Consider the following 13,296-nt stretch of genomic DNA (forward strand, 5'->3'; position numbering starts at 1 on the left):
CGTTGTACCTGCGAAGATAATAATTAGTCAGCAGTATTAGGTATCCGGTATTACATAGACTACCCCTTCACTAACAGAATTATTAGGACAAACACCTGTAGTCCCGTTTTTAATTTCTAATTTTAACTTTTGATTCTATCGTTTTGCGTATTCTAATTATTCATAATCATTATCAGGATCTTGGGGGAGAAGACACCGTCTTCCATCAGGAAGCATTGGCCTTGCAGGAAACAGATGAAGTATTCACCTTGACCTTTACAAATAAAAAAGGTATAAAAGGATTATTTCAATTTCTGCTGAGCCCCTGGAATATTTTTGCTGCACAGAAAGTAAAGAGGAAAATAAAAGAAGTAAATCCGGATATTATCCACTTTCATAATACACAATACGCATGTGGTCCGCTAGCCATACGCTATGCAAAAAAAAGTGGTAAAGCGCTGGTGATGTCTTTGCATAATTTCAGATTGCTATGTCCTTCAGCGACTCTTTTCTACAGAAATAACTTATTCACAGATAGTATCAACCAAAATTTCCCCTGGACCGCAGTACGGAATAAGGTATTGGATCATTCCCTATTGAAGACGTTCTGGACAGCTTTCAGCTATTGGCTTCATCGTAAGTCAGGCACCTGGAATTTGATAGACCGGTATATGGTATTGGCCGAATTCTCAAGAAAACTATTTATCAGCAGTACCTTGCCTGTCGACCATAATAAGTTTATTGTGAAACCAAACTTCTTTGATCCAATAACACTTACACAAACGGCAAACAGAGAGGACCACTTTCTTTATATCGGTCGTCTGTCTTCTGAAAAGGGTATTATCAATCTGATTCAGGCAGTTTCGGGTACCCCGGTCAAATTAAAGATCGCAGGTACAGGACCTCAGTTACCTGAGGTGAAGGAGTATATTGCTCATAATTCTAATTTGACTTATCTGGGCCTACTCAACAAGTCCGAAATAGCAATTGAGCTGGCAACATGCAAAGCATTAATGGTTCCTTCCGTATGTTATGAAGGAGGTGTACCCATTACCATATTAGAGGCCATGAGCTATTACACACCTATATTGGCAAGTAATATTGGGGCTATTCCGGATATTATAAAACCAGGAGAAACAGGTTTTTTATTTGATCCGCAAACAGCAGAATCAGTACTGGATAGTATTGCTCAGCTTAATTTGTTATCAGAAGAACAGCATAAAGATCTGGTGCAACAGGCTTACCGGGTATATGAAGGTCATTTCACTCGTGACATTGTGATTAGAAAACTGCGCTCAGAATATCAAAACCTTATAGCAATTAAGTCGTAACTTTGCATTATGAGTATCATTTTTTTAGACAGATTAAATCTGGGTCCGGAAATTCAGAAGGTACTGGAGACCATTTATGATCCGGAATTAAAACCAGCCAACATTGTAGATCTGGGATTGATCTATGAAGTTATCACAAAAGAGGACGGCACCGCTAAGATCGTCATGACACTGACTGCTCCGGGTTGTCCTGTGGCAGGAGAAATTATGGACGAGGTTCAACGCAAAGTTGCCGGAATAGAAGGAGTAAAAGAAGCATTGGTAGAATTGACCTTTGATCCGCCATGGACTAAAGACATGATGACTGAAGAAGCAAAACTGGAACTGGGATTTTTATAGCAGTGCATAAGACAAATTGTCTTATGCCTCCTGATTCCCTTCCAGATCACTTAGTTTCTTGACTGGCTTAGCCTGTATCTGATCCTTACCAAACAGTTTGTTCCATATGTTTCTGGATTCTTTTGTAAACAAAGGAGAAACTATGGATAAGATCAGTACATAAACAACTACAAAAGACTGCAGAACGGGCAGTAATCCGCCTGCTTTACCTATATTCGCCATAATAATAGAGAACTCTCCTCTTGCAGATAAGGTAAAACCAATATCGAAAGAAACACGTGGTTTCATTCCGGAAAATTTAGAAGCAAAATATCCGGAAACCAAGTTGCCCGCTATCGTAACAACTGCTGCTATCGCAGCCCACATCACCGCTCCGCCCAGCGACATCATATCTATCGACAATCCAAAACTAAAGAAGAACATCGCCCCAAAGAAATCCTTATAAGGCAACACCATAGCTTCGATTTTCTTGATGTATTGTGAATCTGCCAGTACCAATCCGGCCATTAATGCACCGATAGCTTCTGCAACGTGGATCGTTTCTGAAAATCCCGCAACCAAAAACAGTAATGCAAAGATGAGCAGGATAAATAATTCAGAGGACTTTACCTGTAACAACTTATCAATGGCAGGCACAAGCTTACGCCCTACAATGAGGAACACCAGAATAAAACCCAGCGCCAGCAGTGAAGTGCCGGCTACAGTCCAGAATGAGCTACTTCCTGTTAGAATCAACCCCGAAAGAAACGAGATATGCATGGCTATAAACAGATCATCAAACATGATCATACCCATAATAACCTCCGTCTCCGGATTGGCGGTACGTTTCAGATCCGTCAATACTTTTGCGACAATAGCAGTAGATGAGCTAGTCATAATCCCGCAAAGAACCATTGTCTCTTTGAAAGGCATATCCATCAGCCATCCTATAAGCAATCCCGATACAAAATTCAGCAGTACATATACTGTCCCTCCTGTAACAATAGATTTGCCCGACTTGATCAATCTCCCGACAGAAAATTCCAAGCCCAGATAAAACAAGAGAAACAATACACCAAGACGTCCCATGAAATCAATAAAGGGCTTACTTTCGGTGAATGTCAGATCTACTATTCCAAACTGCGGAGCATGCTGCCCTAATACCATCCCTATCAATATAAAAAAAGGTATAACCGAGAACTTCAACTTGTTTGCAATAAAACCAACAATTGCAACAAGACCAACAGCGATACCGATTTCTAAAATAAGGGTAGTAGATAGCATAGAGTGAATTTAGTGATTAATGTAGGATTTCTTTAAGTGCTTTGATATTACTCCGTTTTCCGGCAATAACCAACGTAGTGCCCGGACTGATTTCATAATCGGGTCCCGGATTAATAACTGTATCCGTATCTCTGATACCCGCAATAATACTGGCACCTGTATTTTTACGAACAGCCAGTTCACCGATTGTTTTATTACAGCTTACATCTGTCCCTACGACCTTGTACCATTCTATTATCAAGTCATCTAATGCGACTTCGATAGTCTCTAAAGCCTTAGGTTTGTAGGATAATCCTCCTATAATACCAGCAACCTGTCTTGACTCTTCATCGGTAAGGGTCATCACACAGCGAGACTCATTCTCTTCCGCATCATAACGATAAAGTTCTCTTCGACCATCATCATGAATAACTACAACCATACTGTCTCCAGCATCCGTTTCTATTTGATACTTTTTACCAATACCAATAAGATCAGATTCTCTTACAATTGACATAATGTAAATGATTAGGGATAAAAAAAAGTAATAAAACGGCATTTACTTAAGACCCGTTTATTACAAATATAACCAAAAAATGCTTAAAATTAAAGATAAATAGTGCAGGATCACCCTGAAAAACACCAAAATGACCCTATTATGGATAAAACCGCTTATCTGGCTTCCACCAGTTTGTAGGTACCGTCTTCTTTCTGCTGACTTCTTCCTACTGCTATGCTCTTGGAGTGATAAAACAGAAATACCCAATCGTTCGGAGCACCTTCTTCCCAATATTCCTGACGCAAATCTTTTGCTTTCCTGCCATCATAATCATATTTTGCTATATAATTATGAAATATTTCTTCAGGCTCAGGAAGTACATCACCACCAAAGAAATAATGTTCACCACCCGTTTCAATATGAAAAACCTGATGATGAGGGGTATGTCCTCCATTTCGCTCATAACTGATTTCATTATTCACGATTCCGTCTCCTTCTACCAGTACCAGATTTCCGCTACGTTGAATCACATCAAAGATATCCGTCTTGTAAGATGAAGAATTCCCGCTAAAGGCATCTTCCCATTCTCCACGCTGCACAATATACTCGGCCTCAGGGAATGCAATCCGTCCGACACCATCCTTAAATTCAACCATGCCACCTGTATGATCCTTATGAAGATGGGACATCAGTACAAATTTTACGTCTGATGGTTCAAAACCAAGTCTGCGTATATTATTATGAATAATCAGATTTCCGGCATTGTCTGTCTGTCCCAATCCCGCATCACACAAAATCAAGCCTGCTGAAGACTCAATCAGAAAGGGATGAACATGTACAAACATAGATCCCGGTCTGTCTTTGGGATCGTCTTTATTTTTATCAAACGGAATAAATTTTTTAGAGGAATCAACTGAAAAAGAGCCTTCAAAAAGCGAATTTGCCTGTATCATATTTATATACTTGGAAATATGGGAGTTATGATTTTAACATTTTGAGTTACTGTCCAAAGATTAGGTAAGTAGCATTTCAAAACGTATATTTACACGTTAAATCAAGGCAAAGATATGCAAAAAAGGTGGGTACTGAAGTCTAAATCTGAACATAACAAAGTCATAAAACTGAGTGATGAATTAGGTATCAGTACTGTACTTTCCGAATTGCTTATCGCCCGTGAAATCGAAACGTTCGATCAGGCACGTACCTTTTTCAGACCATCTTTAGAAGAGCTTCATGATCCTTTCCTGATGAAAGACATGGACATCGCCATCTCCCGCATTGAAAAAGCGATCGGTAATAATGAAAAAATTCTGATTTATGGAGATTATGATGTTGACGGTACAACCGCAGTAGCCGTCGTTTATAATTTTTTCAGAGAATTTCATTCCCGTATAGAGTTTTATATTCCGGATCGATATGCCGAAGGATATGGTATATCCATGCAGGGCGTTGACTATGCGGCCGAGAACGGATTTTCTTTAATTATAGCTTTAGATTGCGGCATCAAAGCTAATGATAAAATCGATTATGCGAATGCCAGAAATGTTGATTTTATTATAGGAGACCACCATTTACCTGGAGATGTTCTTCCGAATGCAATTGCAGTGCTGGATCCCAAACGGGAGGATTGCCCTTATCCTTACAAGGAGCTTTCCGGATGTGGGATAGGATTCAAGATCATTCAGGCTTTTATCCAGAAAAACGGAATGGATATCCAGCAGTGTTATCAGTTTCTGGATTTGGTAGCCGTCAGTATTGCTTCAGATATTGTGCCTATCACAGGTGAAAACAGGATATTGACGCATTTCGGATTGCAGAAGCTCAACACCAATCCTTGCTGTGGATTACAGGCATTGATCAATCTGTCCTCTAATAAAACAGGGACTTTTACCGTCAATGATATTGTTTTTCAAATCGGGCCGCGTATCAATGCAGCCGGAAGAATAGATCACGCCAAGGATGCAGTTAAACTCCTTATATCTAAATCGCTGCAGGAGGCAAAAGATTTCTCCGAAAGCATTGACGATCAAAACAATGTCCGAAAGGATTTTGATCTCAGAATTACGGAAGAAGCATTAGCCCTGATCGATGAAAGTGAAAATCTAAAAGCCCGCAAATCGACGGTATTGTTCAAATCAGACTGGCACAAAGGTGTGATAGGTATCGTCGCTTCCCGTCTTACTGAAAAATACTACAGACCTACTATTATTCTGACACAGACCAACGGACATGTTGCCGGATCTGCGCGATCGGTCATCGGATTTGACCTGTATGAAGCTTTAAGTGAATGCAGTGAGCTGCTGGATCAGTTTGGAGGACATAAATACGCTGCCGGACTGACGATGAAGCTGGAAAATGTCAGCTCTTTTCAGCAAAAATTTGAAGACGTTGTTAATACGCTTATTAAACCTGAAATGCTGCAACAGGAGGTGCTGATCGAACTTACCATTCCATTATCGGAAATAACATCCCGATTCTTCAAAATCTTAAAGCAATTTGAACCTTTCGGGCCTCAAAATGACGCTCCTATCTTTCTGACTAAAAAAGTGGTTGTCATCGGAAATGCGTATCTTGTAGGAACCAACCATATCAAAATGACCATTCGTCAGGAAGATTCGGCAGCCTTTGATTGTATAGGCTTTGGATTAGCCGAACATATTGCGCATATCAATAGCGGAAAACCGTTTGATATCTGCTACGTCATTGAAGAGAATAACTGGAGGGGCAAGAAGAATTTGCAATTAAATATAAAAGCAATACGATATTAAATATATTTGTAAAGCATCAGTTTTGAAATACATACATTCATGATCTTAAAAGCAGAACATCTTATCAAGAAGTATAAGCAACGTGTCGTTGTTAATGATGTTTCTTTTCATGTGGAACAAGGTGAAATCGTTGGTTTATTAGGCCCGAACGGAGCCGGAAAGACCACCTCTTTTTATATGATTGTGGGGCTGATAAAACCCAATGAAGGTCATGTATTTTTGGACGATCAGGAAATCACAAGTGATGCCATGTATCAGCGTGCGCAAAAAGGAATTGGCTATCTCGCTCAGGAAGCTTCTGTATTCCGAAAGCTGTCTGTAGAAAATAATATTCTGGCTGTCCTGGAGATCCATTACCCCAATAAGGAAGAGCGTCTGGCGAAACTGGAAGAACTTCTTTCGGAGTTCAGTCTGCACCGTGTCCGCAAAAACAGAGGAGACCTGTTGTCCGGAGGAGAGCGCCGGCGAACTGAGATTGCCCGTGCTTTAGCGGCTAATCCATCATTTATCCTGCTGGATGAGCCTTTTGCAGGGGTAGATCCTATAGCCGTGGAAGAAATCCAAACGATTGTCTCCAAATTAAAAACCCGGAATATCGGAATTCTGATTACTGACCACAATGTTCAGGAGACATTGTCCATCACGGACAGAGCTTATCTACTGACGGAAGGAAAGATTATGTTAACCGGTACACCGGAAGAAATCGCAGATAACGAACTGGCCCGTAAATTCTACCTCGGCCGTCATTTCGAGCTCAGAAGAAAAAAACTATAATATTCTAAATCGCTGATATAGACTATGGCATTACTAAATTCACTCTTCACCTGGTTTTTAAAGAAAAGGATGCATCAGATAGACCTTTTCATCAAATACCCGCATGAAGTACAGGAAGAGTGGTTTCAGAGTCTGATATCAACTGCCGAAGCAACTGAATGGGGCAAGAAATATGATTATAAAAGTATTCTTACCCCTGAGGAGTTTAAGGAAAGAGTTCCTATCCAGGATTATGATTCGATTAAAGGTTATGTAGACCGGATGATTAAAGGAGAACAGAATATCCTTTGGCCATCTGATATTAAGTGGTTTGCAAAATCTTCAGGTACTACAGCCGATAAAAGTAAATTTATCCCCGTCAGTGAAGAAGCGCTGGAAGAATGTCACTATCAGGGAGGAAAAGATATGCTTTCTATCTATTGCCACAACAGACCCGAAAACAAACTTTTCACCGGCAAATCAGTAGTATTGGGAGGCAGCTCTCAGATTAACAGCTTCAACTCAGATTCCTACTACGGAGATCTGTCCTCTATTCTGATTCGAAATCTTCCATTCTGGGCAGAGTTCAAGCGAACCCCGAATACAGAGGTGACTCTTAATCCTAATTTTGAAGAAAAAATTGAAAATATCGCCAATATCACAATTAAGGAAAATGTAACCAGTCTGGCCGGAGTTCCGACCTGGAATGTAGTCATGGCAAAAAGAATACTGGAAATCACAGGAAAGAACAATTTACTGGAAGTCTGGCCTAATCTTGAATTTTACAGCCACGGCGGAGTCAGTTTCAAACCGTATCGTGAACAGTTCAAAAAACTGATACCTTCAGAGAGCATGTATTATCTTGAGAATTACAATGCTTCTGAAGGCTATTTTGCTCTTCAGGATCGTTCTGATTCGGATGATCTGCTACTGATGTTAGATTACGGGGTTTACTACGAATTTTTACCTATTGAGAATCTGCATGATGAACATCCGAAGACCCTAAGTCTGGATCAGGTCGAGATCGGAAAAAACTATGCATTGATTATTTCTACCAATGCGGGATTGTGGAGATATATGATCGGAGACACGATCAAGTTTACGGATCTTTCTCCATATCGTATACAAGTATCGGGCAGAACAAAGCAATACATTAATACATTCGGAGAAGAAGTCATCGTTGATAATGCAGAAATGGCTGTCAATAAAGCCTGCGAACGGACACATGCTATTGTAAAAGATTATACAGCCGGACCGGTGTATTTCAAAGACGGAGAAGCGGGAGCACATGAGTGGATTATTGAATTCGAACAACAACCCGACAACTTCGAGCACTTCTGTCAGATTCTGGACGATACATTAAAATCTGTCAACTCGGATTATGAGGCCAAAAGATTCAAAAACATGGCTTTAGCTTTCCCGATTATCCATAATGCCCCTGAACACACCTTTTTCGGGTGGATGAAATCAAGAGATAAACTTGGTGGACAGAATAAAGTACCCCGATTATCCAATAACAGAGAATATCTGGAGCCTATACTGAAGTTAATGGGGAAATAACCTCAGGCTCGTCTGAAAATGACAGCAACCAGATAGGTTAAAAAACCATATATAAATTTCAATATCAGAACTGTACTCCTGATAGGCGAATCTCTAAAGGAAAGCTCTATATCCCGAGCATCCCTCCGACTATTTTCCCGATTTACCATATTAGTTATCAATAGGTTACAACCAAAAATAAACATTTAATCTATTATACAAGATTAATTTCATTTTCGTTCAAAAAAGTTAGATAAGAAATGTTCAATTTCTGCTCTGTCAGTTTGGGAAACCTGACACAGCTGATTAAGGTTTTATAGCTACCCGATAGAGGTATACAAAAAATCCTAAAATAAACCTGATCATCCCGACCTGCTCTATTTTATTACCTGAATTGTTTTTCATAGATGAAATATTTGGCATTAATAATTGATGTTATAGTTCAGATCAATCAGACTGATCTTCTGCAAAACAAGCGGACTCCGAAAACTCAGCACCTGCTATGCTGAAATGTAACAACGGAGATCGGGGTTTTGTTTTTAAAAAAGTAATATTTTTAAATCTGAACATTAAATCCAGAGCCTGTAGTTCTTTTCATTCTCAAAAAATTCAGAGCCAGAACTTTCATCCTGTGTTTCTTTTCCTTACATTAGCCTAAGAAATAAATTTTAAAGATGAGCGCGACAGAAACACATTCCATTCGCGTAGAGCCAACGCAACAATCAAGACTCTCGCAGGTAGATTTTAACAATCTAAAATTTGGAAAATATTTTTCAGACCACATGTTGGTGGCTGAATATGAAAACGGAGAATGGACAGATGTGAGTGTCGTCCCATTCGGAGACCTGACTATTAGCCCTTCCATGTCTGCATTACATTACGGACAAGCTATTTTTGAAGGAATCAAAGCCTATAAATTTGAAGACGGAACGGTCAGTATTTTCCGTCCGGAAAAGAACCTGGAACGCTTCAATAAATCAGCAGCCAGACTGGAGATGCCGGAAGTACCGGAAGAAATCTTTATAGGTGGATTAAAGAAACTGTTACAAGTTGACAAAAACTGGGTGCCGAATGTAGAAGGAACTTCCCTTTACATCAGACCTTTTATGTTTGGTACTGAAGCGGCATTAGGTGTTCATCCTTCTGCGACATATAAATTCATTATTATTACTTGTCCGGTAGGAGCATACTATAATAAACCTCTAAAGTTAAAGGTAGAGACTCATTATACCCGTGCAGCACAGGGTGGTGTGGGATTTTCAAAAAATGCCGGTAACTATGCATTATCTCTTTATCCTACACGCCTGGCAAATGATGAAGGCTTTGATCAGTTAATCTGGACAGATGCCAAAGAACATAAATATATTGAAGAAGCGGGTACGGCGAATCTGGTATTCCGTATAGGTGATACCATTATCACTCCTCATGATGACACTATCTTACATGGAGTGACAAGACGTACTATCATTGAACTGGCTCAACACTGGGGATATAAAGCAGAACAACGCCATGTCTCTGTACAGGAATTGATTGACGGAATCAAAGAAGGAATCGTTACGGATGCATTCGCTGCAGGAACAGCTGCTACTTTAACACCTATATCTACTATCGGATTTAACGGTGAATTGTATGAACTGCCTGCGGTTGAGAATCGTGAGTTTTCAAACAAGGTACTGAGCTATCTGAATGATCTTCGCTATGGAAAAATTGAAGATCCGTTTGGCTGGAATCTGATTGTTTAAGCATCATACAGCAGATAAAATAAAAGGGAGAAATCAATGATTTCTCCCTTTTATTTTTAATTCAGATTCGTATCAACTTTTACCGGGACACTAAAGAATCTGTATAACTGATAATTCCTTCCTGATCATCCGGTTCAAACCATCTCGTGCCGGTATCCTTCTTAAACCATGTAATCTGACGTTTGGCATACCGTCTGGAGTTTTGCTTTATCTTATCAACAGCTTCCTCCAATGAGATCTTACAAGCCAGGTAATCGAATATCTCTGCATAGCCAACAGTTAACAAAGCGGGTTTATCTCTGTAAGGCATCAATCCTTTCACTTCTTCTACCAATCCTGCCTGCATCATCAGCTCTACACGTTTATTAATACGGTTATACAATTTTGCACGGTCGGTATTCAGAGCAACTGTAATAATGTTAAAGGGACGCTTCGCAACAGTATGCTGACGGTAGAAAGAAAATGGCTTCCCTGTACTTTCATATACCTCCAGCGCACGAATAACACGTTGTGAATTGTCAATATCTACTTCAGAAAAATATACAGGGTCTACCTCTTGAAGGTAGTCCTGCAGGACTGCGATACCTTCTCTATCCAACCGCTCATTCAGCGCCTCCCGAATCCCGGGAAGAGGTTTAGGAAGATTGTCAAGACCTTCACATACAGCCCTCACAAACAATCCCGAACCTCCGACCAGCACGACAACATCGTGATGTACAAACAGTTCTTCGAGTTTAGCAAGTGCATCTCTTTCAAAATCTCCTGCAGAGTATTCTTCACTGATGGAATGAGAATCCACAAAATGATGAGGTACACTTGCAAGCTCTTCTTTAGAAGGCTTAGCTGTACCTATACACATTTCTTTATAAAATTGCCTGGAGTCTGCGGAGAGGATCTCCGTCCTGTAATATTGTGCAATTTGTATAGCCATAGCTGTCTTCCCGACTGCGGTAGGACCGACTATGGCTATTAATGTCTTTTGTTTCACTTAGTATTCGTCTTCGACTCCTGAAGAGCCTTTTTCTTCTCCGCCTTCTTCACTTTCTTCATCGTCAAACATGTCGTAGTCGTCTTCTTCATCTACTCCATATTGTGTTTCTTCTTCATAATCTGCGGTATCATCATCCTCATCCAACGGAGTAGTAGGGGCTGCAAAAGCACCTAATGGCTTAGGGGCTGCTCCCACTGTTTTGAATACGACCGGATATTCTTTTCCGTCTTCCTCTTTCAGAATCTTGATTAACTCAACATGAAAGTCGTACGGGCGGTCAAAATTGTAGACATAATAAAATTTTTGATGAGGATCATCTATAAATTTACTCAGGCGGATATTCTCCATCAACAATACATCTGCACTAATCTTTCTTTCTGAAGGAAGAAGGGCGATTTCAGTTCCCTTTTTCCATTGATCATTACTGACATAAAATGAAGATGAAACCTCTGTCTCGTAAGTCGTGGTTTTGTGTATTGCATTATGTAAATCCAGAAAGCTCTGCTTTGAAAGCATATCAATCTCACGATAAACATCTTCGTAGTCTTCAAATGTAACTTTAAATCTGTATATGGCCATTGCTCTAACTATGTGAAATCTTTAATTTTTATTATATTGAATTGCAGTCTAAAATTACAATTTTATTTCTCTGAATAAAAATGAGATTATAGTACTAGCTTACGCTTAGCTTCCAATCCCATCTGTTTTGCCTGCTCCAGCATAAAATAATAAGCCTGCTCTTTCGAATTCGTAATATCTCCCTCTAATATCGCTTCCCGGATTGCATTCTTGATTTTCCCTACTTCTCTACCCGGTCCCAGATTGAACACGGTCATGATATCTTCCCCGGTAATTGGTGGCTGCCAGTTGCGGATCTGATCGCGTTCCTCGACATCTTTGAGTTTTTGCTTCACAAGTTCAAAGTTTTCTCTGTACTTTTTCTTCTTGTACTCATTCTTTGTTGTCACATCTGCATGACATAGGAGCATGAGCGCATCGATATCATTCCCTGCTTCGAACAACAGACGTCTTACCGCAGAATCTGTAACAATATCTTTGGCCAAAACGATAGGACGTAAATGCAGAAGCACCAGTTTTTGAACGAATTTCATCTTATCATGCAGGGGCAATTTGAGTTCTGCAAATAATTTTGGAACCATTCGGGCACCTTTATCTTCATGACCATGAAATGTCCAGCCTAGTTTTTTATCAAATCGCTTGGTGGCAGGCTTTGCAATATCGTGCATAATAGCTGCCCATCTCAGCCACAGATCATCGCTGTATTCAGCAACATTATCCAAGACTTCCAATGTATGGTAAAAATTGTCTTTATGCCCTTTACCTTCTACGATATCCACGCCATGTAACTGATACATGGCCGGAAATACAAGCTCCAGAAGTCCTGTATCAAACAGATATTTGAAACCAACAGAAGGTTTGTCTGACAGAATAATTTTATTCAACTCATCCGTAATCCGTTCTTTTGAAATAATGCTGATCCGTTCGCGGGTATTATATATAGCTTCAATTGTTTGAATATCAATCTTGAACCCTAACTGAGAGGCAAAACGAATAGCACGCATCATTCTTAACGGATCGTCAGAAAAAGTTTCATGAGGAGCGAGTGGTGTACGGATAATACGCTGTGCAATATCTTCTATACCGTTGAAGGGATCAAGTAAAGCGCCATAGTTATGAGCATTCAATGAATACGCCATAGCATTGATAGTAAAATCACGGCGATTCTGATCGTCTTCCAGCGTTCCGTTTTCTACTATTGGTTTTCGGGAATCAGAACGATAGGACTCTTTGCGCGCGCCTACAAATTCAATATTCAATCCGTCGTACACTAACATTGCTGTACCAAAACTTTTGTATACAGTCACTTTCGTTTTCAACTTCTCTCCTAGTTTATCAGCAAACTCGATTCCACTTCCTATCACAACAATATCCACATCATTCTTGAATGGTCTCCCCATTATTCGGTCGCGTACATATCCTCCAATAACATAGCATTCGGTACTAGTTTGTTGTGCTAAATCTTTGATAAGGGAGAAAATCGGATGTTGTAAATTGTCACTCATAGCTTGCCACGGTTCTCAAAAACCATTAA

Annotated in this window: 12 protein-coding genes; 6 read left to right on the forward strand and 6 right to left on the reverse strand. The window is 39.9% G+C overall.

Features of this window, described 5'->3' with window-relative positions; translation table 11 throughout:
* The first annotated feature begins 143 nt into the window (after positions 1-143).
* Positions 144-1,310, forward strand: a complete 1,167-nt coding sequence (locus I6J02_RS04350; protein ID WP_201680610.1) for a glycosyltransferase family 4 protein — start codon at positions 144-146, stop codon at positions 1,308-1,310.
* 9 nt (positions 1,311-1,319) lie between these two features.
* Positions 1,320-1,649 carry a metal-sulfur cluster assembly factor gene (locus I6J02_RS04355; RefSeq protein ID WP_003000593.1) on the forward strand — a complete coding sequence of 110 codons (330 nt, stop codon included), beginning with the start codon at positions 1,320-1,322 and terminating at the stop codon, positions 1,647-1,649.
* A gap of 21 nt (positions 1,650-1,670) precedes the next feature.
* Here the strand turns inward: I6J02_RS04355 and I6J02_RS04360 are convergent, their stop codons facing one another.
* From I6J02_RS04360 to I6J02_RS04370, 3 genes are all read right to left on the reverse strand, one after another.
* Positions 1,671-2,912, reverse strand: coding sequence for a cation:proton antiporter (locus I6J02_RS04360; RefSeq protein WP_003000594.1), 1,242 nt, complete (start codon positions 2,910-2,912; stop codon positions 1,671-1,673).
* A 16-nt stretch (positions 2,913-2,928) separates the two neighbouring features.
* Complete coding sequence (locus tag I6J02_RS04365; RefSeq protein WP_003000595.1) at positions 2,929-3,408, reverse strand: cation:proton antiporter regulatory subunit; 480 nt, start codon at positions 3,406-3,408, stop codon at positions 2,929-2,931.
* Positions 3,409-3,563: 155 nt separating this feature from the next.
* On the reverse strand, positions 3,564-4,343 hold the full coding sequence (locus I6J02_RS04370; RefSeq protein WP_201680611.1) for an MBL fold metallo-hydrolase: 780 nt from the start codon (positions 4,341-4,343) through the stop codon (positions 3,564-3,566).
* A gap of 114 nt (positions 4,344-4,457) precedes the next feature.
* Between I6J02_RS04370 and recJ the strand changes: the two genes are divergently transcribed.
* The 4 genes from recJ (at position 4,458) to I6J02_RS04390 (ending at position 10,192) form a co-directional block, all read left to right on the forward strand.
* Positions 4,458-6,158: a single-stranded-DNA-specific exonuclease RecJ gene (gene recJ / locus I6J02_RS04375; protein ID WP_201680612.1), complete on the forward strand. Its 1,701-nt coding sequence runs from the start codon at positions 4,458-4,460 to the stop codon at positions 6,156-6,158.
* A 39-nt stretch (positions 6,159-6,197) separates the two neighbouring features.
* Positions 6,198-6,932, forward strand: a complete 735-nt coding sequence (gene lptB, locus I6J02_RS04380) for an LPS export ABC transporter ATP-binding protein (protein ID WP_003000598.1) — start codon at positions 6,198-6,200, stop codon at positions 6,930-6,932.
* 24 nt (positions 6,933-6,956) lie between these two features.
* The gene (locus I6J02_RS04385) at positions 6,957-8,471 is read left to right on the forward strand and encodes a GH3 auxin-responsive promoter family protein (protein WP_201680613.1); all 1,515 of its coding nucleotides are present in this window, start codon (positions 6,957-6,959) and stop codon (positions 8,469-8,471) included.
* A 653-nt stretch (positions 8,472-9,124) separates the two neighbouring features.
* Positions 9,125-10,192 carry a branched-chain amino acid aminotransferase gene (locus I6J02_RS04390; RefSeq protein WP_201680614.1) on the forward strand — a complete coding sequence of 356 codons (1,068 nt, stop codon included), beginning with the start codon at positions 9,125-9,127 and terminating at the stop codon, positions 10,190-10,192.
* Positions 10,193-10,271: 79 nt separating this feature from the next.
* Here I6J02_RS04390 and miaA read toward each other — a convergent pair whose 3' ends face one another.
* The 3 genes from miaA to I6J02_RS04405 form a co-directional block, all read right to left on the reverse strand.
* Positions 10,272-11,180, reverse strand: coding sequence for a tRNA (adenosine(37)-N6)-dimethylallyltransferase MiaA (gene miaA / locus I6J02_RS04395; protein ID WP_201680615.1), 909 nt, complete (start codon positions 11,178-11,180; stop codon positions 10,272-10,274).
* Positions 11,181-11,762: an IS1096 element passenger TnpR family protein gene (locus I6J02_RS04400; RefSeq protein ID WP_201680616.1), complete on the reverse strand. Its 582-nt coding sequence runs from the start codon at positions 11,760-11,762 to the stop codon at positions 11,181-11,183.
* Between the two features lie 86 nt (positions 11,763-11,848).
* Positions 11,849-13,267, reverse strand: a complete 1,419-nt coding sequence (locus I6J02_RS04405; RefSeq protein ID WP_201680617.1) for a CCA tRNA nucleotidyltransferase — start codon at positions 13,265-13,267, stop codon at positions 11,849-11,851.
* Positions 13,268-13,296: the final 29 nt, after the last annotated feature.

The sequence above is a fragment of the Sphingobacterium spiritivorum genome, from assembly GCF_016725325.1.
In the GTDB taxonomy this organism is placed as follows: Bacteria; Bacteroidota; Bacteroidia; order Sphingobacteriales; family Sphingobacteriaceae; genus Sphingobacterium.